This is a genomic window from Shewanella algicola, assembly GCF_014648035.1.
GTDB classification, from domain to species: Bacteria; Pseudomonadota; Gammaproteobacteria; order Enterobacterales; family Shewanellaceae; genus Shewanella; species Shewanella algicola.
Genome location: NZ_BMQI01000001.1, coordinates 126,511 through 147,887, shown reverse-complemented (window position 1 = coordinate 147,887; position 21,377 = coordinate 126,511). Strand labels below are relative to the sequence as shown.

The following is a 21,377-nucleotide window of genomic DNA, read 5'->3' as shown; positions in this document are numbered from 1 at the left end:
AGTTAGCCTTTGAACAGAACCTGTGATTCTTTTTGATTATTTTTGAGGTGAACTTCCATTTGTGGATAAGCAAGTTCAACGTTGTTTTCTTTTAATTTTTTAGTAATACGCTTATGCAGGTTATGGCGTAACGGCCAGCGTGCAGACATGTCTTTGGCATAAGAGCGTACTTCATAATCTTGAGTATGAGCACCAAAACCAGCAAACCAGACTTCAGGCTCAGGGATTGCTAATGACAAGTCGCATTCACGCACCGCTTGATGAAGCAGCATTTCAACTTTGGTAGGGTCGGCATCGCGCGACACTGACACTTTAACAATGACTCGGGTAATAGGATCAGACAGCGACCAGTTAACTAATTGCTCGGTAATAAAGGCTTTATTAGGCACGATAATTTCTTTGCGGTCCCAGTCGACAATCGTGGTAGCACGAATTTGAATTTTACTCACCGTACCAGTGAGATCGCGAATGGTTACCGTGTCGCCAATGCGGATGGGTTTTTCAAATAAAATAATCAGACCAGAGATAAAGTTGGCAAAAATTTCTTGTAAACCAAAACCCAAACCAACCGAGAGGGCAGCGACTAGCCACTGCAATTTAGACCATTCCATCCCCAAGGTTGAAAAACCAAATAACATACCAAAAAACAACACCAAGTAGCTGCTCACTGTGGTAATGGCAAAGCTGGTACCCGGAGCAAGCTCGAGGCGCTGTAATAGCATTAACTCAAGTAAACCAGGTAGGTTTTTGGCAATCACCGCTGAAAAGCCGACGAGAATAATGCCAAACATAATCGATTTTAGGGTAATGGGCAGTTGTTGCTCAATGCCATTTAAGGTGCTGGTGGTTGTCCATAAAGTAATGCCATCTAAAAAAGAGAACACGGCGGTATGAGTTTGTGCCAACACACCCAATAAACTGGCAAAGAAAGCCAGAAAAAGGATAGACCTCATTAAACCTAATGACTGACTCGAGATGGTTTCTAAATCAACAATGGGCTCTTCGTAGGTTTCGATAGGCTCATTGTTTAATTCACCTCTTTCACGCTGTGCAAGTCGCTCAGCACGTTTGGCTTTTGCACGGTCGAACGCAATTAAACGTCGCTCAATTAACATCCAGCGTTTGATTAATTGATAGATAAGAATAAAGCCAAGCCCTAATAGGACGGATATTTGTAACTGCAACAGCAATTGGAACGCAGTAAAGTAATAACCAACACTCGCGAGTAATGCGCTTAATATTGGCGTGACGATTAATATCGCCCAGGCCGTCTTTTGCACTATGACTAAGTTATTGGCATTGGGTTTATTTTTACGATATTCCTCAATCAACACCATCATGTTTTTATATAGCATAAACAATATAATACAAAATATGATGAAGGCGCCACGGCCTATACTGTTACGCACTAATGATGTTTCTAGCGCTTCGGTAAAGCCCATTAACCCGATGAGTGGCGCAGAGATAACCACAAACGACACCATGATTTTTTGTGCTTTATTCACGATGTTTTTAGGTCGTCTGAAATGGCTAATTAGAATGCCTTTATCAATTGTGAGCAAGTAAAAGAATCGATAAATAAGATAACTAACCCCTATCGAGGTGACGCCCATTCCTAACGCATAAACCACATTTTGCTCGGAGCGGCAAAATATCATTCCAGCGACAATCACTGGTAAGGGCTTTATCAGGGCGTAAAGCAGGCTGATGATGAGCGTTTTAATGGTGTATTTGAATTTATCTTGGGTCACATTACCGACATACACAGAATAACGACTGATGGCGCTATTAAATTTTGGCGTTAGCATGTCTTGAGCCATTAAGCATGACAACAACAAAATAATCCACCAAGCCCAATAAAAGCTCTGACTTGTCCATGTTTGTTGCAATGCTTCGAGTTGACTAGGTTGCACCAACCAAATCGTACTTTGGGTAAGATCTATAAGCCATAACCCTCCAATACCTGGTGCATTAGGTACCCAAAAAAGATGTTCGTTAAGGGTATTTTTAAGGGTGTTATGTAATTGGTTGAGTTGCTCGTAGCCAATCCGTAATTTTGCAAATTCAGCTAAATATTGATCATATCCCTGCAGTAATTGCTCAATTAATACTTGTTGCGACTGTAACAATTTAACTTGGGTTTCGTTAAAGAGTTGGCTGTTATCTAGCTGTTGTGTGTTGAGTGCTTGCTGTTGTTCTAACTGATAGCGCTGTAATCGGGCATCAGCCAGTTCTGTTTGCAGTTTGTCTAAACTCGGTGGCTTAGGTAATGACTGCAGCATTTGTAAAAAGCGATCGCCAAACGCTGAGTTTGTTTTAACCCAGGTGATTTGTTCTAGCACGTTGGCTAATTGCGCATTTTGAGACTGATAACGTTTCTCTATTCGCTGTTGTCTCTCAACCACTGAGCTGTGGTTACTCGTTAAGGTTTGCAATTGTTGTGCATATTGCTGATTTGACTGACTTAACTCTTGAGACAACGGGTCGGCTAGCTCTTGCTCATCGATTAAGTTATTGGCAATGGTGTCGGCCGTTTGCTGTTGGCGATATTCAAGATTTTGCTTATTAATAAGTTCGATAAAACTTTCTTGTTGGCTTAAATTTAAGCGATTAACTTGCTGTTGTAATTGCACTATTTCAAGTTGCTTAGGATTAGCTAAACGCTCAGCTTGGAGCGTGGCAATATGTTGGCTTAATAAGCCAGCCTGGAGCTTATTGCGTTTGCCTAACGGGGTTTCCAACGGTGCTTGCTGGGTTTTATTATGCTGGATTAACGCATTTTCAGCCTGGGCAATTAATGTCGGTAGTTGGGTTTGGCGTTGGGAAATCTGTCTTATTTGTTGCGTTAAGTATGACTCGGTTTCTTTGAGCTCAGACAAGTGAAAATAAGCCATTGAAGCTTGTTGGTTAAGGTTGATTTCTTCATCAAGTGCTAACGGTTTTTGTGCATCACGTAACTGTTGGTTGAGTGACAACTTGGCTTCATTATTAGAGTGTTCAATATTAGTGTAGGTTTGCTGCTCAACTTGTAACTCAGTAATACTGCCTTCAAGCTCTGTAATTTGAGTTTGAATATCGAGCGGCTTATTATCAGCTTGATTATTAAGCCCCAGTCGTTTGTCGAGCGTGATAGGTGTATTGGCATAAGCGGGTGCCAACAAACAAGAAAACACAATTACACACAGTACAAAATACGCTAGACGTAACATATCACTAAGCTCAAGTTGGAATAGACTAATGGTAGCAAACTTAATGAATTATATTCTATTTTTTTTGAATCTTTAGGGGCTTTAGCTTAACGCTTTTATGGTAAATCAGATGAATTATAATCATGTTATGTATTGCACATAAAAAAAGCCGTATCTTAATAAAAATACGGCTTTATTGAGCTTGTTAACTTACAGCTTTTTAGGTGGTTGTTTTAGCCTACTCTGCGTCTTTTACTGGCAGATTAAGCTTTGCAAACACTTGCCCCATACGCGTTGTTTCGCCAGGCTCAACGCCGTCGGCAAATGTTTCAATTGCATCTTGTTCAAATAACATTACCACTGTGCTGCCCAGTTTAAAGCGACCCATTTCTGCGCCTTTTTCTAAGGTTAATGCTTCAGGACCTGTGGTTGGGTAATCCCAGCTAAAGACTTGTTTGCCACCTGGTGGTGTAACCGTACCGGCCCAAATGGTTTCAATACTGGCTACAATAGTTGCCCCAACAAGTACCATTGCAAGTGGACCTGATTCTGTTTCAAAAATGGCCACTACGCGCTCGTTACGGGCAAATAATCCCGGCACATTCTGAGCCGTTAACGGATTAACCGAAAATAACTCACCAGGCACATAGGTCATTTTAGACAAGGTACCAGTGATGGGCATATGAATACGGTGATAATCTTTTGGTGCGAGGTAAATGGTCGCAAAGTCTCCGCCATCAAAACGTGCAGCATCGTCTTTATTGCCACCTAGTAGCGCTTCTGAGGTGTAGCTGTGGCCTTTGGCTTGAAAAATATTACCAGCCTCAATTGGCCCGCACTGGCTTACTGCACCATCAACTGGATGGGCCATAATATGCGCATCTTGATTAATTGGGCGAAGCTCTGGCTTTAAAGCTCGGGTAAAAAAGTCATTAAAGGTTTTATAGGCTTCTGGTTCAGGCTGTTTGGCTTCAGACATATCAATTTTGTACTGTTTGATAAACCATTTAATCGCAGCCGTTGTAATGGCGCCCACTTCTGCAGCAGCAAACTTGCCGACTAAACGCGACAGAAAATGTTTGGGCAGCATGTATTGCAAAGCAATTTTTATCGAGTCCAATGTGTTTCCTTTATATTCTCTGGTTGAACCATATGTAGGGTTCAGTCATTGTATTATTCATCAATTGCGCGAAAATGTCTCGCATGACGTTGCTCATCTAAACTGGCAATAATACGATGATAGTTGTTAAATCTATCTTGGGTAATGTGTCCGGCTTCGAGTGCTTCACGCAGAGCACAACCAGGATCGTCACCGTGTTTACAGTCGCGGAACTTGCAGGTTCCTAAAAAATCTCTAAATTCAATAAAGCACCAACCTACTCGAGTGGCATCTAAATGCCATAGCGCAAATTCTCGAACACCTGGTGAGTCAATTAAATCGCCGCCACTTTGAAAATGAAGTAATTTTGCAGTGGTGGTGGTGTGCTGACCTAATCCTGAGTTGTCTGATACACCCCCTATTAATAAGTCTGCTTCAGGCATTAACGCATTTATCAGTGATGACTTGCCTACTCCGGATTGACCTGCAAATACGCTGACTTTTTCGTTAAGCAAGGCTTTTATGTCTTCTACGCCTTCACCCGTATGGCTACTGACACGGTAAACTGGGTACCCAATGGCCTGATAACGCGCAAGCGCTTGTTCTATGTCATCGCGGTTATCATCATTTAATAAATCGATTTTATTTAAAATAATGATCGGTGGAATATCGGTATCTTCACTGGCAACAAGGTAGCGATCGATAATTTGTGTTGTAAAACTGGGGAGTACTGATGACACGATCAATATTTGATCTATGTTGGCGGCAATAATTTTAACGCCATCATACAAGTCTGGTCGAGTGAGTGATGATTTACGCGGGTGGACAGCTTCAACAATACCACCAATACTCGAACTAGCTTGCACTTCAGTGGCTAAGCGAACGATAACGTTATCGCCAGTAACTAAACTGGTTACCGCTCGACGAATATTACAGCGCGACACTGTGCCGTCGATTGTTTCAATATCGGCGTGTTGGCCAAAACGCGAAATTACGACCCCCGATTGCTCAGGACCTAATAAATTGTCCTGTAATTCAGGAGCGTCGTTAGCATCGCTTCGTTTTAGTCGCTTAGTCTGATTCGCACGCATTCGGCGTAATTGACCTTGGCTTAGTGGTTTCTTTTTACTCACAGGCTTATCTTCATTAAATAGGTGTTTTTTTGTGTCTCAAAAAAACAGTATGATACACACTCTTTTATAAAAAAGCCTGAATTTAGGCGATAGACAATATAAGGCGACATAATGGCTGCTGATGCGAATAACCTAATTTGGGTTGATTTAGAAATGACTGGTTTAGAACCTGCTGTCGATAGAGTCATTGAAATTGCAACCTTAGTGACTGATCAAGAACTGAATATTATTGCTCAAGGTCCTGTTTTAGCAATTTATCAAACTGACGAAGTGTTGGCCACAATGGATGATTGGAATCAAAAGCATCATGGTGAATCGGGTTTAATTGACCGTGTTCGTGCCAGTCAATGCTCAGAGGAAGATGCAATTAGGCAAACAATTGAGTTTTTAGCTCAATATGTGCCTAAAGGTGCTTCGCCAATGTGTGGCAACAGCATCGGCCAAGACCGCCGCTTTTTAAATAAATACATGTTAGAACTTGAAGAGTACTTCCATTATCGCAACATCGATGTAAGCACCATTAAGGAATTAGTGCGTCGTTGGAACCCTGAAACCATGAATGGCTTTAGCAAGAAAAATACTCACCAAGCACTCGAAGATATTAAAGAGTCGATCGCAGAATTGCAGTTTTATCGCAAAGAAGTATTTAAAATTTAACCAATCGAACAATTTTTTTAAAAAAGGGGGTTGCAGCATAGTAAAATTTACCTATAATGCGGCCTCAACTTTCTACAGAGCACCAAACTCTGAATCATAGAAAGTCGAAATGAAATTTGAAAATTTGAAATGCGTCATTAGCTCAGTTGGCATAGGTTGAAAGACGATACCTTGTTGATTGTTACAAATGAAGCAAACAGTACGCGACATTAGCTCAGTTGGCACAGGTTGAAAGGCGATACCTTGTTGATTGTTACAAATGAAGCAAACAGTACGCGACATTAGCTCAGTTGGTAGAGCGATACCTTGCCAAGGTATAGGTCATCGGTTCGAACCCGATATGTCGCTCCAAATTTCAGATGATGCGAGCTAGGCTCAGTTGGTAAAGCGATACCTTGCCAAGCTAAAAGAGATAACAACGTCATCGGTTCGAACCTCTTTTTATTAAAAAGAAAGTTCGCTCAAAATTTCAAGTAATTTGAAATGCGACATTAGCTCAGTTGGCACAGGTTGAAAGACGATACCTTGCTGATTGTTACAAATGAAGCAAACAGTACGCGACATTAGCTCAGTTGGTAGAGCGATACCTTGCCAAGGTATAGGTCATCGGTTCGAACCCGATATGTCGCTCCAAATTACAAATGTTATTTGATTTGCGACATTAGCTCAGTTGGTAGAGCGATACCTTGCCAAGGTATAGGTCATCGGTTCGAACCCGATATGTCGCTCCAAATCACCTTTCTTGTTACAAAAAAACTTTTATTGCTTCAAAACCCCAAAACCCCAAAACCCCAAAACCCCAAAACCCCAAAACCCCAACTCTAAAATCTCCAGCTTGAAAGTTATTAAATTTTACGAGTTGCGACATTAGCTCAGTTGCGCTCTTAGAAAATGCGATACCTTTTTGTTTACTAAGGTATAGATCATCGGTTCGAACCACTCTTTGTTAAAAGAAGGTCGCTCCAAATCACCTTTCTTGTTACAAAAAAACTTTTATTGCTTCAAAACCCCAAAACCTAAACTCTAAAATCTCCAGCTTGAAAGTTATTAAATTTTACGAGTTGCGACATTAGCTCAGTTGCGCTCTTAGAAAATGCGATACCTTTTTGTTTACCAAGGTATAGGTCATCGGTTCTAACCACTCTTTGTTAAAGAAGGTCACTCCAAATCAATCTTCTCGTTTCAAACTCATTCCTTCAAAATCCTCAATGCTAACTACCATTAGTTTAATTATCTTTTTGTGTCGCATATATTCACTCCAAATTCTGATCGTCAATTAACCTAAATTTTACATATTTTATTAAGATATTGAGGTCATTTAGCGTTTAAAACTTGAACAATACCGGCGGCTTTTCAACTTTGAGTGTATTTTTGTCGCTATTTTCAGATCTGGATGTTAAAAAACCTGAGAGAAGTTAACAAAACTCGTGATCTATCACTCACTTCTTCATGAATCTCTAAATTAGAAGGTGTTAGAGGATTAAAAACATGACATTGCGCAAGTAATTCCCGCTCACGATCTTTGATAATCAACTCAAGATAAATTTTCCTAAGTTGTTAGGGCTTTAAACGAGGTGTGTATTATGCGGATTCAACAACTGAGCGAATTACTTGATTATGTAGCGAAATGTCATCTCGATATGGAGAAGCTTTATAAACGCTTAGATCGTAATGCAGACTCTTCAAGAGTGAAGATGATGTTAAATTATTTTCAACAACATCAGAGACATATTTATGAAACGCTAGAAAGTTACATCGAAGATGCACCATCAAGAATTTTAAATACCTGGTATAAAGACGTTACATTCGAAGATTTTAGCAAACGCTGTGCAGAAACAACGCTGCCCGCGAACATGCATGAAGATGAAGTACTTGAATTGCATCTCGACTTAGAAAACCGTTTGATTGCGTTACTCGAAAAAACCGCTATTAGCAGCCCAACAGAAGAAATTAAGAGTGCATTAATGGATTTAGTTCGCGTTGCGCAAACTCAGCAAAAACGCTTAGTTCATAGCACAATTCGTATGGATGACATTTAACGAGTAATTCTCAACTTAGCATTGACTTCCTGAAGTGTATTTTGCCAGCTATCCCCAATAGCTGGCTTTTTTTATTAACAAAAAATAACCGCCATAACAGTGGGAGTTCCGGTTCAACTTCTGGTATATTTAGCATTCTTGTACCCCTTTTTTACGGAAGCTGAATTTACCGATGACATCGCTGCTTAAAACCCTTGAAAATGAACAAGCTACTGTGGCGCTTGGACAACAAATTGCGCAGTGGATGGTGCCGCCATTAACCTTATACCTTACCGGTGACTTAGGGGCAGGTAAAACAACATTTAGTCGAGGGATTATTCAAAGCTTAGGCCATAAAGGGGCGGTTAAAAGTCCAACTTATACCTTGGTTGAGCCTTATGAGTTTGATGATATGGATGTGTTTCATTTTGACTTGTACCGCTTAAGTGATCCAGAAGAATTAGAGTTTATGGGCATTCGTGATTACTTTACTAACAACAGCATTTGTTTAGTCGAGTGGCCAAATAATGGTCATGGCCTATTGCCTGAGGCTGACATTCATTTGCATTTACGCTATAAAGAATCTCAAAGACAAGTTGAATTAAACGCCTTAACCCCTGCAGGGCAGGCAATAATTGATAAATTAAAATAATAATGACTTTAAAAAATACGTTTTTTACGCCTGTTTTTATCATGCTGCTATGTTTGCAGCCCACGTTTGCTTGGGCTGCAAATCAACTCGACAGTGTGCGTATTTGGGCTGCCCCCGAATCCACTCGAGTGGTATTTGACCTCACTCAAGCCCCCAAATATGATAGTTTTAGTTTGACTGGTCCGCATCGGTTAGTGGTCGACATTCAAGACACCGGCGCAAAAATCAACCTAGATAAAATTGCTAATAACAGCAAAATAATTAAAAAAATCCGTTTTAGTACACCGCCTAAAAAAGGCATGTTGCGCTTAGTGATGGATTTAACCAAGCCTGTTAAATCCAATCTGTTTACCCTTCCTCCCACAGCACCTTATGGCAATCGTTTAGTGGTCGATTTAGAAGATACTGCAGGCGGGTCATCTAGTGTGCAACAGTCGGTGAGTCGTTCTGCAAATCCGTCTTCTCGAAATATTATCGTGGCGATTGATGCCGGTCATGGTGGCGAAGATCCTGGATCAATTGGGCCGTCAGGGATGCACGAAAAGCGAGTCGTGCTCGAAATAGCGAAACGTTTAGCCCGTAAAGTCGATGGTACACCCGGTATGCGCTCGGTGATGACTCGCACGGGTGACTATTTTGTTAATTTAAATAAACGTTCAGAGCTGGCGCGTAACAGCAAAGCCGACTTATTGATATCCATTCATGCTGATGCATTTACCTCACCGCAACCCCGTGGAGCATCGGTGTGGGTTTTGTCGATGCGCCGTGCAAACAGTGAAATTGGTCGTTGGTTAGAGCAAAAAGAAAAACATTCTGAGCTACTAGGTGGTGCGGGTGAAATTATTCAAAATACCGACAGCGAGCAATATCTAGCAATGACGTTGCTAGATATGTCGATGAACAGCTCAATGGCAATTAGTCATTCTGTTGCTGGTGACATATTACGCGACTTAGATTCAATTACTCATTTGCACAAACGCAAACCAGAATCGGCAAGCTTTGCTGTGCTAAAGTCACCTGACATTCCATCCATCTTGGTTGAAACCGGCTTTATTTCAAACCCAGGCGAAGAGCGTTTATTGTCTAACGGTAACCATCAAGAAAAATTGGCAAGTGCCATTTACAAAGGTGTGTTGCGTTATTTCGAAAATAACGCACCGGCTGACACGCTGATGGCTAAAACCTCAAACACTAAACACAGTGTTAAGCGAGGTGAGTCACTGTCGGTTATTGCCCAACGTTATAGCGTATCGGTCAGAAGCCTTAAACAAGCCAACAACTTAAAATCTGATGTTGTTCGTATCGGTCAAACACTTGTGATCCCAAGGGCTTAATATGGCAATTGAGCTGTTACCACCACAACTGGCAAACCAAATCGCCGCAGGCGAGGTTGTTGAGCGCCCAGCTTCTGTGGTCAAAGAGTTAGTGGAAAACAGTTTAGATGCAGGCGCGACCCGGGTTGAGATTGATATCGATAAAGGCGGCAGTAAGCTTATTCGGATTCGTGATAATGGCATGGGCATCGCCAAAGATGAACTTGCACTTGCGTTGTCTCGTCATGCTACATCAAAAGTACACAGCTTAGACGACCTAGAGGCTATTTTGAGCTTTGGATTTCGTGGTGAAGCGCTTGCCAGTATCAGTTCGGTATCGCGTCTAACGCTCACCTCTAAGACCGCTGAACAGTCTGAAGCCTGGCAAGCGTATGCTGAAGGCTCACAAATGGACGTTAAAGTGACCCCAGCGGCTCACCCGCAAGGGTCGACGATTGAAGTGGTCGATTTGTTCTTTAACACGCCCGCGAGACGCCGGTTTTTAAAAAGTGATAAAACTGAATTTACCCATATTGATGAGTGGCTAAAGCGCATCGCCATCGTGCGTAGCGATATACATTTTGCTTTGACCCATAATGGCAAATTAGTCCGTCAATATCGTCCAGCCAATACAGATATCCAAACACAGCAACGTTTAGCGCAAATTTGTGGCCGCGCATTTGCGGAGCAAGCGTTAAGTATTAACTGTGAACATGATGGCTTATCCTTAAGTGGCTATTTGCAATCACCAAACGATATCGTATTAACAGATACGAGCTTTTTTTATGTAAATGGTCGTTTAGTGCGTGACAGATTAGTTAATCATGCGGTAAAACAAGCTTTTGCCGAACATGGCATAGACCATCAACCTGGCTATGTGTTGATGCTGATGCTAGACCCACATCAAGTGGATGTTAATGTGCATCCTGCCAAACATGAGGTGAGGTTTCACCAATCTCGTTACGTACATGATTTTATATTACAGGCAATACAATCTGCATTAGTGCAAATGCCTGAGTTAAGCTTTTCAGATCAGTCAGAGGCTAATGTGAGCTATGCTGAGTCTCATCCTCCTGTTGATAATAACGTTCAGCAAGATGACTCTGTAGCCTTAAATAATGATTTGTGGACCCCACCCCCTCAAGCTCGTGCGGTCAATAGCAGCAGCCAATATGGCTCAATGCATGTGCCGGGCAAAAACAATAGCTCGTTTGGGGGATCTTCAGCTGCAATTAAGCCTAGTTATGATACAAAGCCTGCGATGCCTGCTCAATCCGGTGTCACTAAAACGGCCATTGAGAGTTATGGCCAATTGTTACATACGCAGCCAGAAAGTAGAGAGACACAACTTAATGAGGTGAGCGCGCAAGTTTGCATGCCGCCGTTATTAGATGCAGCGCATTGGGTGATTTGCCAAGACGACAAGTTATCACTTTTGCCGTTTAAAACGGTATTGCTTGCAGTGCGTAAGGCTGAAGTGTTGGCTAAATTAGCTAATGGGTTAGTGTCGCAACCTTTATTAATGCCAGTGTCTATTACGGCTGATCCTGATTGGAATGAAATCTTATCTAATCGTGATCAATTATTGCGGCAAATCGGTATTGAACTAACAATTCGCTATCAGCAGTTGATAATTAAAAAAGTGCCCCCATATTTGAGGGAAAGCCAATTGGCAATTGTAATCCCTGAGTTGCTACATTGGATTGCATTAGAGTTGCCTAACGATATTGCCATTGCAGGATGGTTAGCTAAACAAAGTTTGGTGCAATTTGAGTCAGCTCAAACCATTTGGCAGCAATTTTGTTGTTTAGATGAGGCAAAGCAACAAACTATTTATGCTCAGGCAACTGAATTACCTTGGCAAACTTGGATGAAAGATAATTAACGTGAACAATATCAACAGGCCGAAAGTGATATTTTTGATGGGGCCTACGGCTTCAGGCAAAACGGCATTAGCCATCGATATGGCAACGCAACATAATTGCGAAATTATTTCAGTTGATTCAGCGTTAATTTATCGCGGTATGAATGTAGGCTCTGCAAAGCCAACAGCACAAGAATTAGCCATTGCACCACATCGCTTGATTGATATTCTTGACCCTAGCGAAAGTTATTCTGCCGCAGATTTTCGTCGAGATGCCCTCGCAGCAATAGAAGATATTATTGCCCGAGGTAAAACACCACTTCTTGTGGGTGGTACTATGATGTATTTTAAGGCATTGTTAGATGGTTTATCGCCTTTGCCCAGTGCCAACGAGACCATAAGAAAACAGATTTTGTTGCAGGCAGAAGCGCAAGGGTGGGAATCATTACACCAAGAGTTATGTGAAATTGATCCGGTCGCCGGACAACGAATTCACCCAAACGATCCGCAGCGTTTATCGCGGGCATTGGAAGTTTATCGCATCAGCGGCAAGACAATGACTGAGTTGACGCAAACAAAATCAGCCGCTTTGCCATATGATGTTGTGCAATTTGCGATTGCACCCAATGATAGAAAAGTGTTACATGAGTTAATTGCAAGGCGTTTTAACATCATGCTTGAACAAGGGTTTATCGATGAAGTTGCTACGTTAAAAGCTCGTGGTGATTTACATTTAGATATGCCATCGATGCGCTGTGTAGGTTACAGGCAGTGTTGGCAGTACCTTGATAATGAATTTGATCATGCGACTATGGTCGAAAAAGCTACCGCAGCCACTAGGCAATTGGCCAAACGTCAATTAACATGGTTGAGGAGCTGGCCTGATTTACAGTGGCTTGAAAGTGGTGTAGAAGGGAATTTAGTTACGCTTATGCGACAAAGCCGCTAGCTTATTAGCCGTTGCTGTATAATACTAAAACTAAACAATAAAACTTAATTCAACATATTTTAAAATAAAAAAGGAAATTGAAATGGCTAAGGGGCAATCTTTACAAGACCCATTTTTGAACGCATTGCGTCGAGAGCGTGTACCAGTCTCTATCTATTTAGTGAATGGTATTAAGTTACAGGGCCAAGTTGAATCGTTTGATCAATTTGTCATCCTACTTAAAAATACAGTGAGCCAAATGGTTTACAAGCATGCTATTTCAACAGTAGTACCAGCGCGCCCATTTAATGTCACTAGTCATCAGGGCGCTGCTCATGGTGAAGACAGCGCAGCTGAATAATTGAAAAGGAAGATACTTTTTGTTTGATCGTTATGAAGCGGGTGAAACAGCGGTACTGGTTCATATCGACTTTTCTGACGAAGAACGTCGAGAAGATTTACTTGAGTTGCAGTTATTAGTTGAGTCTGCTGGTGCTCGCTCTGTAGGGGTCATTACTGGCAGTCGACGCTCACCGGACCGTAAGTTTTTTATTGGTACCGGTAAGGCTGAAGAACTTGCTGCGATGGTTGCGGCCACTGAAGCCAATGTAGTGATTTTTAATCACGCTTTGAGCCCTGCTCAAGAACGTAATCTTGAAATGGTTTGTCAGTGTCGAGTACTAGATCGAACCACACTAATTCTTGATATTTTTGCTCAGCGAGCAAGAACTCATGAGGGTAAGTTGCAGGTGGAGCTAGCGCAATTGCGCCACATGTCAACACGCCTAATTCGTGGTTGGACTCACTTAGAGAGACAAAAAGGTGGTATCGGGATGCGCGGGCCGGGTGAAACCCAGCTTGAAACGGATCGTCGGTTATTACGTGGGCGAATTAAAAATATTAATCGCCGGCTTGAGAAAGTAGACAAACAACGTGAACAAAGCCGTCGAGCGCGTAAGCGCAGCGATTTAGCCACTGTGTCGTTAGTGGGTTACACCAACGCCGGTAAATCGACATTGTTTAATGCGTTAACCTCATCTGAAGTTTATGCGGCAGACCAGTTGTTTGCGACTCTAGACCCGACTTTACGTAAATTAGCGCTACCAGACGGCGCCGTGATTTTAGCGGACACCGTAGGATTTATTCGTCATTTACCGCATGACTTAGTGGCTGCGTTTAAAGCCACATTGCAAGAAACCCGACAAGCAGAGATATTATTGCACGTGGTTGATTGTGCCGATGAAAACATGACTGAAAATTTTGACCAAGTGCAAAGTGTACTGGAAGAAATTGACGCTGATGAAATCACACAATTAGTTGTATGTAACAAAATTGATTTGCTTGAAGATTTTACGCCTCGTATTGATTATAACGAAGACGGAAAACCTGAACGTGTATGGGTCTCTGCACAAAAACGCATTGGATTTGATTTGCTGCTCAAAGCCATAACCGAACTTTTCGGTGAGGTGATTTGTGAGCTTACATTGAAAATACCTGCATCAGCAGGACATTATCTTGGCCAGTTTTATCGACTGGATGCGATACAGCAGAAAGACTATGACGATCTGGGGAACTGTATTTTATCTGTTCGTTTATCGGATGCCGATTGGCGCCGATTAGCTAAACAGAGTCAGGGGGAATTAGAGGCATTTATTTTTGAACCTTCAGAAGTAGACGTCACTTGTTAATCTCATTTATTTCATCCAATTATGGAGTGCTAAATGGCTTGGAATGAGCCCGGTAACAAGGGTAATAAAGACCCTTGGGGAAATAAAGGTGGTAACGATAAAGGACCACCGGATCTCGACGAAGTTTTTCGTAATTTATCAAAACGTTTTGGTGGCAAAGGCGGTAACTCCGCATCTGGCCAACCATTTAATTCATCTTTATTGATTGTAATAGCCGTTATAGCCCTAATTATTTGGGGTTTATCTGGGTTATATACAGTTAAAGAAGCTGAGCGCGGCGTGCTACTTCGTTTTGGTCAACACATCGGTGAGGTGAGTTCTGGTTTACACTGGAAAGCCACTTTTATTGATGAAGTGTATACCGTAGACGTAGAGTCGTTTCGCTCAATTCCTGCATCAGGCAGCATGCTGACATCTGACGAAAACGTCGTCAAAGTGGAATTAGTGGTTCAGTACAGTGTTTCTGACGCTTATTCATACTTGTTCAGTGCTGTAGAAGCGAATGAAAGTTTACGCGAAGCAACCGACAGTGCGTTACGTTATGTGATTGGTCACAATCGCATGGACGATATCTTAACGACTGGCCGTGATGCGATTCGCCGTGATACTTGGAAAGAGTTAGAGCGTATTATTGAGCCTTATAAATTAGGCCTACAAATTCGTGACGTTAACTTTTTGCCAGCACGTCCTCCTGAAGAAGTAAAAGATGCGTTTGATGACGCTATCTCTGCACAGGAAGATGAGCAGCGCTTTATTCGTGAAGCAGAAGCTTACGCTCGTGAAATTGAACCTAAAGCTCGTGGTCAAGTTGAACGTATGGCGCAACAAGCTAACGCTTATAAAGAACGTGAAGTGTTAGAAGCACAAGGTAAAGTGGCTCGCTTTGAAAAACTTTTACCTGAGTATAATACTGCACCAGACGTAACACGTAATCGTTTATATTTAGACGCGATGCAAGTGGTGATGTCTGACACCAATAAAGTGTTAATTGATGCTAAAAATAACGGTAATTTGATGTATTTGCCTCTAGATAAGTTAATGGATGCGTCTAAATCTTCGCGTCAGGTAGCTGAACCAGAAGCTGAACGTCATATTAATTCTGTTTCGAACATTGGCGTGAATACACCTATTACCAGTACGTCGTCTGATGGGCGTCTCAGCCGCGAAGAACGTATTCGCCAAGGGAGGAACTAACCATGGGTAGATTTGCTCTGATCATTTTAGTGGTCGTATTAGGGGTTGGTTTTTCATCTTTAATGGTTGTTAACGAAGGTGAGCGCGCAATAGTGTCTCGTTTCGGTAAAGTCCTTAAAGAAGACGAAGTCACTAAAGTGTTTGCTCCAGGCTTACATTTCAAAACACCTGTCGTTGATAAAGTACGCTATTTAGATGCGCGTATTCAAACGCTTGATGGCGCAGCCGATCGTTTTGTGACTTCTGAAAAGAAAGACTTAATGGTTGATTCGTATGTTAAGTGGCGTATTCATGATTTTGAAAAGTATTATCTTTCAACTAACGGTGGTATTAAAGCCAATGCTGAAAGCTTATTACAAGCTAAAATCAACAACGATTTACGCACCGAGTTTGGTCGCCGTACGATTAAAGAAATTGTATCGGGTAAACGTGATGAATTGCAAACTGATGCATTACAAAACGCTTCTGAAAGTGCTGAAAATTTAGGTATTGAAGTGGTTGATGTGCGAGTTAAGCAGATTAACTTACCGTCTAACGTCAGTAACAGTATTTACCAACGTATGCGGGCTGAGCGTCAAGCTGTGGCGAAAGAGCATCGTGCACAAGGTAAAGAACAAGCTGAAATTATCCGTGCAACGATTGATGCAAACGTTACGGTAAAAATAGCTGAAGCTGAGCGTAAAGCCCTAACCACTCGTGGTGAAGGTGATGCACTGGCAGCGAAAATTTATGCTGATGCTTATAACAAAGAACCTGAGTTCTACAGTTTCCTTCGCAGCTTAGAAGCCTACAAAGAAAGTTTTGCTGGCAAAAATGATGTGATGGTATTAGAACCAGAAGGTGATTTCTTCAAATACATGAAATCAGCTAACGGTAAATAAGCAACCAGCTCACGCTGATACCAAATCTTTAAAAGCTCGGTTAAACCCGAGCTTTTTTGTATCTGTAATTCAAACTCTGCATTCAATAAAAGCTATTCTTCGTGAATAAACAGCTTGTTTTGACTGTTTTTACAGCAAAACGTATATAAGTAGTTGATTAGATATAGCAATAAAAAATTATTTTGCATGAGTTAACCTTGTTTCGATTGTTAAAAAGGCGCTGATTTATATGCCTTTTTGAAAAAAATGTTAATATCCTCAACTTAGATGTGTGTTTTCACTATGATCTGGCTCTAATTTTTCGCTATAATGAGCACCGCATCAAACTATGATTTTAGCGACACCGTTGTGGTTCGCTAAAGTATTGAAATATAAAAATTCCAACACCCTCTGGGAGATAAGTGGATGAGCAATGCGCCAGTCGATACCGGACGTCGCAGATTCCTGACAGCCGCAACCGCCGTAGTAGGTGGTGCTGGTGCCGTCGCTGTAGCGGTTCCTTTCATCAAGTCATGGAATCCGAGCGCCAAGGCGAAAGCTGCAGGTGCGCCGGTCGAAGTAAATATTAGTAAAGTAGAACCAGGTCAGTTAATTCGTGTCGAATGGCGCGGAAAACCGGTTTGGGTCGTTCGTCGTACAGAAGCTGTACTAGAGAATCTTAAATCTCTAGACGGTCAATTACGCGATCCTGCTTCTGAAGAAATGCAGCAACCCGAATATGCTACTAACCCAGCACGTTCTATTAAGCCTGAATTCTTTATTGCAGTTGGTATCTGTACTCACCTAGGTTGTTCGCCTACTTATTTACCTGATTCATTCGGTGAGCAGGTTGAAGGGGTGACATCTGGTTTCTTCTGTCCTTGTCACGGTTCTAAATTTGACATGGCCGGTCGTGTGTTCCAGGGTGTTCCAGCACCATTGAACCTCGTGATCCCGCCACACAAATATGTCGATGACGCTACCGTGCTTATCGGTGAAGACACAGGAGCGGCATAATGGTTAAGAACATTATTGATTGGATTGATGCGCGCATCCCAATGACGGCCACTTATAACCGTCATGTGGGCCAATATGCGACACCAAAGAACTTCAACTTTTGGTATTTCTTTGGTTCATTGGCGCTTTTAGTTTTAGTTAACCAATTACTCACGGGTATTTGGTTAACCATGAATTACGTACCTACAGCTGAAGGCGCGTTTGCTTCAGTTGAATACATCATGCGTGATGTTGAGTACGGCTGGTTACTTCGTTATATGCACTCTACGGGGGCATCGGCGTTTTTCTTTGTCATCTATATGCACATGTTCCGTGGCTTAATCTACGGTTCTTATCAAAAACCAAGAGAGCTGTTATGGCTGTTTGGTATGTTGATTTTCCTTGTGCTAATGGCTGAAGCATTCATGGGTTACCTATTACCTTGGGGTCAAATGTCTTACTGGGGCGCACAGGTAATTATCTCCTTGTTTGGTGCTATCCCTATTATTGGTGATGACCTTACATTGTGGATCCGTGGTGACTACGTTATTTCGGGTGCTACCCTAAACCGTTTCTTCGCATTACACGTTATTGCGCTGCCACTTGTATTAGTTGTTTTAGTGTTCTTACACTTAATTGCACTGCATGAAGTGGGCTCAAATAACCCTGATGGTGTAGAGATTAAAAAGAACAAAGATGAGAACGGATGGCCTATTGATGGTATTCCATTCCACCCTTATTACACTGTAAAAGATATTATGGGTGTAGCGGGCTTCTTAATCGTGTTTTGTTATGTGTTGTTCTTCATGCCTGAAGGCGGTGGATACTTCCTTGAAAAGCCAAACTTTGAAGCGGCTAACCCAATGAAGACTCCTGAGCATATTGCACCGGTTTGGTACTTCACACCTTTCTATGCCATTTTACGTGCAATTCCTGATAAGTTATTGGGTGTCATTGGTATGGGTCTGTCTATTGCAGTGTTATTTATTCTGCCATGGCTTGACCGTTGTAAAGTGAAGTCTATTCGCTATCGCAGCATGATCCACAAGATCAACATTGCACAATTTACTGTGTCGTTCATTATTCTTGGTTATTTAGGTGTGGTTCCTGCGACTCCTGAGCTGACTATTGCGGCACGTATTTTCACTTTCACTTACTTTGGTTTCTTCGTAGCCCTATGGGTTTACAGTAAAAATGAGAAAACAAAAGAAGTACCAACGAGGGTGACACACTAATGAAAAAGTTATTAATCGCATTAGTTACTTTGTTGCCATCTTTGGCGATGGCAGCAAGTGGACATAATGTTCACTTAGAAAGCGCTAACGTTGACTTACATGACAAAGCGTCATTAGAACGTGGTTTGGGTTTATTCCAACAATACTGTTCAGGTTGTCACAGCACTCAATATCAGCGTTATGAGCGTGTTGCTGCAGATATCGGTATTTCAACTGATGATATGCGCAGTAAATACATTTTGAACGATGCTAAAATCGGCGATTTAATGGAAAACGCGATTCCTACCGCTGACGCAGCAAAATGGTTTGGTGCAGCGCCTCCAGATTTAACCCTGGTTGCTCGTGTACGTGGTGAAGACTGGGTATATTCATATCTTAAAGGTTTTTATGCTGATGAGACTCGTCCATTTGGTGTAAACAACACAGTGTTCCCATTAGTGGGTATGCCACACGTATTACAAGACTTACAAGGTCTTGCAGTAAAACAAGACGATGGCACTTTTGTTACTACCGGTGGCAAATTGACTGCAGAAGAGTATGACCAAGCTGTGCGTGATATCACGGGCTTCTTAGTTTACTCGGCTGAACCTGTACAGTTAGAGCGTAAAGCTTTAGGTATGTGGGTACTTGGATTCTTGTTTATTTTCTTCATCATTGCGTATTTGTTGAAGAAAGAGTACTGGAAAGATGTACACTAGCTATCAATAACGGTTATTATACATTATCCGCATATTGTAAACGGGGGGCTTAGCCCCTCGTTTGTTTTGTTTTTTTTAGATTCTGGAGGGTATCAATGGCTGTTGCTGCCAACAAGCGCTCTATCATGACACTTTTTTCTGGTGCCGATGATTTATATAGTCACCAAGTACGTATCGTATTGGCTGAAAAAGGGGTTACTGTTGATGTTTTACAAGTTGACCCAAGTGAAATGCCTGAAGATTTGCTTGAAGTCAATCCGTACAACTCAGTACCGACTTTAGTTGATCGTGAATTAGTGTTGTACGAATCACGTATTATTATGGAGTATTTGGACGAGCGTTTTCCGCATCCTCCATTAATGCCAGTATACCCGGTATCTCGCGGTCAAAGCCGTTTGATGATGCACAGAATCGACACCGACTGGTATGTGCTTGTTGATCGCATCCGTAACGGTGACAAAGCTGATGCAGCGCGTAAAGAGTTAACCGAAAGCTTAGTTGCTTTAGCGCCTGTATTTGCTGAGATGCCATATTTTATGAGCGAAGAGTTCGGTCTATCTGACTGCTACTTAGGCCCATTATTATGGCGTTTACCTGTATTAGGCATTAACTTAGATCCACGTACAGCGAAAGAAATCAATGCTTATATGACTCGTATTTTTGAGCGCGAATCATTTAAAGCATCATTAACTGAGGCTGAGCGCGAAATGCGCATGGGCATGTAATGAAACCAATAACACCTAATCGTCCGTATTTATTGCGCGCTTATTATGAATGGTTGATGGATAACCATTTAACGCCGCATGTTGTCGTGGACGCTTTTGTTAAAGGTACCCAGGTTCCACAGCAATTTGTTAAAGACGGCCAAATCGTATTAAACATTGCAACTGGAGCCGTGGCCAATCTTCACATGACAAACGATGTCGTAGAGTTTAATGCACGTTTTGGCGGAGTACCGCAAAACGTCTTTTTACCTATGGCTTCAATCGTCGCTATCTATGCCCGTGAAAACGGTGCGGGTACGGTGTTTGATATGGAAGATGCTTACATGATCGAAGATGAACACGATGAGCTTTCATCAGTGCCTTCATCTATGAAGTCAGTTGAAGAACCTTCAACAGCGCCAGAGATGACTAAGTCGACCAGTTCAGACGACAAAGCTAAACGCAGAAGTCACCTAACAGTGGTTAAGTAATTAACAGCCGTTAGGACATAAAACCAGTCGCAAGGCTGGTTTTTTTTAATCTAAAAAAGGCTTGTGAGATCGATAATGTTATTGATGATTGATAATTATGATTCATTTACGTTTAATCTTGTTCAGTATTTTCAAACTCTCGGACAAGAGATTGTGGTTAAACGTAATGACGAAATCACGGTTGCACAAATTGAAGCATTAGCGCCAAGTCATTTGGTTATTTCACCGGGTCCCTGTACTCCTAACGAAGCAGGAGTCTCGCTGACCGCTATTGAGCATTTTGCGGGTATAATACCTATCTTAGGTGTGTGTTTAGGTCATCAAGCTATCGCACAAGTATTTGGTGCAAATGTTATTCGTGCTAAGCGTGTTATGCATGGCAAAACCAGTTTAATTGAACATAATCAACAAGGGCTTTTTTCTGCACTTGCACTGCCTCTTCAGGTCACTCGTTATCATTCTTTACTGATAGACAATGTGCCACCAGGGTTTCAACTTGATGCTTGGTTTGACGACCCAATGCACGGCAGAGAGATTATGGCCATGAGTCATCGAGCGCTCAATGTATACAGCGTGCAGTTTCATCCTGAATCGATTTTAACCCAGCAAGGGCATGAGTTACTGGCTAACTTTTTGCGCGCTTAATACCTTTAAAATGG

At 41.9% G+C, this 21,377-nt stretch carries 19 protein-coding genes and 3 tRNA genes; 19 read left to right on the top strand and 3 right to left on the bottom strand.

Features of this window, described 5'->3' with window-relative positions; all coding sequences use genetic code 11:
- Positions 1 to 2 precede the first annotated feature (2 nt).
- The 3 genes from IEY42_RS00650 to rsgA form a co-directional block, all read right to left on the bottom strand.
- Positions 3 to 3,209: a mechanosensitive ion channel domain-containing protein gene (locus tag IEY42_RS00650; protein ID WP_188923455.1), complete on the bottom strand. Its 3,207-nt coding sequence runs from the start codon at positions 3,207 to 3,209 to the stop codon at positions 3 to 5.
- A gap of 217 nt (positions 3,210 to 3,426) precedes the next feature.
- Complete coding sequence (gene asd, locus IEY42_RS00645; protein ID WP_188923454.1) at positions 3,427 to 4,308, bottom strand: archaetidylserine decarboxylase; 882 nt, start codon at positions 4,306 to 4,308, stop codon at positions 3,427 to 3,429.
- Positions 4,309 to 4,361: 53 nt separating this feature from the next.
- Positions 4,362 to 5,420, bottom strand: coding sequence for a small ribosomal subunit biogenesis GTPase RsgA (gene rsgA, locus IEY42_RS00640; protein WP_188923453.1), 1,059 nt, complete (start codon positions 5,418 to 5,420; stop codon positions 4,362 to 4,364).
- A 111-nt stretch (positions 5,421 to 5,531) separates the two neighbouring features.
- Here rsgA and orn point away from each other — a divergent pair, with 111 nt between their 5' ends.
- The 19 genes from orn (at position 5,532) to IEY42_RS00545 (ending at position 21,363) form a co-directional block, all read left to right on the top strand.
- Positions 5,532 to 6,077 (top strand): oligoribonuclease, encoded by a 546-nt coding sequence (orn, locus tag IEY42_RS00635; protein WP_188923452.1) that lies wholly within the window; start codon positions 5,532 to 5,534, stop codon positions 6,075 to 6,077.
- A 275-nt stretch (positions 6,078 to 6,352) separates the two neighbouring features.
- Positions 6,353 to 6,428: transfer RNA gene (locus IEY42_RS00630), tRNA-Gly, on the top strand.
- Between the two features lie 206 nt (positions 6,429 to 6,634).
- Positions 6,635 to 6,710 (top strand) — tRNA-Gly (locus tag IEY42_RS00625).
- A 22-nt stretch (positions 6,711 to 6,732) separates the two neighbouring features.
- Positions 6,733 to 6,808: transfer RNA gene (locus IEY42_RS00620), tRNA-Gly, on the top strand.
- An 852-nt stretch (positions 6,809 to 7,660) separates the two neighbouring features.
- A complete protein-coding gene (locus IEY42_RS00615) occupies positions 7,661 to 8,116 on the top strand; it encodes a hypothetical protein (RefSeq protein ID WP_188923451.1) in 456 nt (151 codons plus the stop codon).
- 172 nt (positions 8,117 to 8,288) lie between these two features.
- Entirely contained in the window at positions 8,289 to 8,747 is a 459-nt protein-coding gene (tsaE, locus tag IEY42_RS00610) for a tRNA (adenosine(37)-N6)-threonylcarbamoyltransferase complex ATPase subunit type 1 TsaE (protein ID WP_188923450.1), read from the top strand.
- A gap of 2 nt (positions 8,748 to 8,749) precedes the next feature.
- Positions 8,750 to 10,081: an N-acetylmuramoyl-L-alanine amidase gene (locus tag IEY42_RS00605; protein WP_188923449.1), complete on the top strand. Its 1,332-nt coding sequence runs from the start codon at positions 8,750 to 8,752 to the stop codon at positions 10,079 to 10,081.
- Between the two features lies 1 nt (position 10,082).
- Positions 10,083 to 11,945, top strand: coding sequence for a DNA mismatch repair endonuclease MutL (mutL, locus tag IEY42_RS00600; protein ID WP_188923448.1), 1,863 nt, complete (start codon positions 10,083 to 10,085; stop codon positions 11,943 to 11,945).
- Position 11,946: 1 nt separating this feature from the next.
- On the top strand, positions 11,947 to 12,873 hold the full coding sequence (miaA, locus tag IEY42_RS00595) for a tRNA (adenosine(37)-N6)-dimethylallyltransferase MiaA (RefSeq protein WP_188923447.1): 927 nt from the start codon (positions 11,947 to 11,949) through the stop codon (positions 12,871 to 12,873).
- An 82-nt stretch (positions 12,874 to 12,955) separates the two neighbouring features.
- Entirely contained in the window at positions 12,956 to 13,213 is a 258-nt protein-coding gene (gene hfq / locus IEY42_RS00590) for an RNA chaperone Hfq (protein WP_188923446.1), read from the top strand.
- A gap of 19 nt (positions 13,214 to 13,232) precedes the next feature.
- Positions 13,233 to 14,540, top strand: coding sequence for a ribosome rescue GTPase HflX (gene hflX, locus IEY42_RS00585; protein WP_188923445.1), 1,308 nt, complete (start codon positions 13,233 to 13,235; stop codon positions 14,538 to 14,540).
- Positions 14,541 to 14,573: 33 nt separating this feature from the next.
- Positions 14,574 to 15,734: an FtsH protease activity modulator HflK gene (hflK, locus tag IEY42_RS00580; RefSeq protein WP_188923444.1), complete on the top strand. Its 1,161-nt coding sequence runs from the start codon at positions 14,574 to 14,576 to the stop codon at positions 15,732 to 15,734.
- Positions 15,735 to 15,736: 2 nt separating this feature from the next.
- Complete coding sequence (gene hflC, locus IEY42_RS00575) at positions 15,737 to 16,615, top strand: protease modulator HflC (protein WP_188923443.1); 879 nt, start codon at positions 15,737 to 15,739, stop codon at positions 16,613 to 16,615.
- Between the two features lie 405 nt (positions 16,616 to 17,020).
- Positions 17,021 to 17,611, top strand: a complete 591-nt coding sequence (gene petA / locus IEY42_RS00570; protein ID WP_160052628.1) for a ubiquinol-cytochrome c reductase iron-sulfur subunit — start codon at positions 17,021 to 17,023, stop codon at positions 17,609 to 17,611.
- Entirely contained in the window at positions 17,611 to 18,825 is a 1,215-nt protein-coding gene (locus IEY42_RS00565; protein ID WP_188920303.1) for a cytochrome b, read from the top strand. The genes petA and IEY42_RS00565 overlap by 1 nt, the downstream gene beginning before the upstream one ends.
- Positions 18,825 to 19,523 (top strand): cytochrome c1, encoded by a 699-nt coding sequence (locus IEY42_RS00560; RefSeq protein ID WP_188923442.1) that lies wholly within the window; start codon positions 18,825 to 18,827, stop codon positions 19,521 to 19,523. Before IEY42_RS00565 ends, IEY42_RS00560 begins: the two co-directional genes overlap by 1 nt.
- A 95-nt stretch (positions 19,524 to 19,618) precedes the next feature.
- The gene (sspA, locus tag IEY42_RS00555; protein WP_188920300.1) at positions 19,619 to 20,248 is read left to right on the top strand and encodes a stringent starvation protein SspA; all 630 of its coding nucleotides are present in this window, start codon (positions 19,619 to 19,621) and stop codon (positions 20,246 to 20,248) included.
- Complete coding sequence (locus IEY42_RS00550; RefSeq protein ID WP_188923441.1) at positions 20,248 to 20,718, top strand: ClpXP protease specificity-enhancing factor; 471 nt, start codon at positions 20,248 to 20,250, stop codon at positions 20,716 to 20,718. Before sspA ends, IEY42_RS00550 begins: the two co-directional genes overlap by 1 nt.
- 75 nt (positions 20,719 to 20,793) lie before the next feature.
- Positions 20,794 to 21,363 carry an anthranilate synthase component II gene (locus IEY42_RS00545; protein ID WP_188923440.1) on the top strand — a complete coding sequence of 190 codons (570 nt, stop codon included), beginning with the start codon at positions 20,794 to 20,796 and terminating at the stop codon, positions 21,361 to 21,363.
- Positions 21,364 to 21,377 lie beyond the last annotated feature (14 nt).

Excerpts from the sequence above, each read along its gene's own strand:
- IEY42_RS00560 (WP_188923442.1), top strand. The coding sequence starts at position 18,825 with ATGAAAAAGTTATTAATCGCATTAGTTACTTTGTTGCCATCTTTGGCG.
- tsaE (WP_188923450.1), top strand. The coding sequence starts at position 8,289 with ATGACATCGCTGCTTAAAACCCTTGAAAATGAACAAGCTACTGTGGCG.
- sspA (WP_188920300.1), top strand. The coding sequence starts at position 19,619 with ATGGCTGTTGCTGCCAACAAGCGCTCTATCATGACACTTTTTTCTGGT.
- IEY42_RS00615 (WP_188923451.1), top strand. The coding sequence starts at position 7,661 with ATGCGGATTCAACAACTGAGCGAATTACTTGATTATGTAGCGAAATGT.
- orn (WP_188923452.1), top strand. The coding sequence starts at position 5,532 with ATGGCTGCTGATGCGAATAACCTAATTTGGGTTGATTTAGAAATGACT.
- hflK (WP_188923444.1), top strand. The coding sequence starts at position 14,574 with ATGGCTTGGAATGAGCCCGGTAACAAGGGTAATAAAGACCCTTGGGGA.
- IEY42_RS00650 (WP_188923455.1), bottom strand. The coding sequence starts at position 3,209 with ATGTTACGTCTAGCGTATTTTGTACTGTGTGTAATTGTGTTTTCTTGT.
- petA (WP_160052628.1), top strand. The coding sequence starts at position 17,021 with ATGAGCAATGCGCCAGTCGATACCGGACGTCGCAGATTCCTGACAGCC.
- IEY42_RS00565 (WP_188920303.1), top strand. The coding sequence starts at position 17,611 with ATGGTTAAGAACATTATTGATTGGATTGATGCGCGCATCCCAATGACG.
- hflC (WP_188923443.1), top strand. The coding sequence starts at position 15,737 with ATGGGTAGATTTGCTCTGATCATTTTAGTGGTCGTATTAGGGGTTGGT.
- hfq (WP_188923446.1), top strand. The coding sequence starts at position 12,956 with ATGGCTAAGGGGCAATCTTTACAAGACCCATTTTTGAACGCATTGCGT.
- IEY42_RS00605 (WP_188923449.1), top strand. The coding sequence starts at position 8,750 with ATGACTTTAAAAAATACGTTTTTTACGCCTGTTTTTATCATGCTGCTA.
- mutL (WP_188923448.1), top strand. The coding sequence starts at position 10,083 with ATGGCAATTGAGCTGTTACCACCACAACTGGCAAACCAAATCGCCGCA.
- IEY42_RS00550 (WP_188923441.1), top strand. The coding sequence starts at position 20,248 with ATGAAACCAATAACACCTAATCGTCCGTATTTATTGCGCGCTTATTAT.
- IEY42_RS00545 (WP_188923440.1), top strand. The coding sequence starts at position 20,794 with ATGTTATTGATGATTGATAATTATGATTCATTTACGTTTAATCTTGTT.